This window comes from Rhizobium sp. 05L419 (genome assembly GCF_056397845.1).
The window spans coordinates 1-373 of the sequence record NZ_JBFTOF010000102.1; the positions used below are offsets into that span (position 1 = coordinate 1).

At 55.5% G+C, this 373-nt stretch carries 1 protein-coding gene; it reads left to right on the forward strand.

The window, feature by feature from the left end; translation table 11 throughout:
* The coding region (locus AC1DMK_RS31185) for a prepilin peptidase (RefSeq protein WP_477864062.1) at nucleotides 1–373 on the forward strand (373 nt) is incomplete at both ends.

Consider the following 373-nt stretch of genomic DNA (forward strand, 5'->3'; position numbering starts at 1 on the left):
CAGAAAGCGTTGTCATTGAATGGCTGTTTGCCCTTCTGTGCCTGCTGGTGCTGCAGAGTTTTGACCACTCTGCGGAGGCTATTTTTATTATTACTGCCTCCGGCCTCTTGCTGCTCGTGGCTGCCATCGATCGTCGCCACTTCTGTATACCTGACCCGCTCAATTATCTGCTGCTCTGGTCCGGATTACTTCATGCCACGCTGTCCGGAACCGAAACAACGGCGATATGGGGTGCTGTGGCGGGCTACTGTGCGTTGTGGCTGCTCGCCTGGAGCTATCGGCAGATGCGGGGGTACGAGGGATTAGGTTATGGCGATATCAAGCTTTTCGCAGCGTTAGGTGCCTGCTGTGGCTGGCAGGCATTACCCTGGAT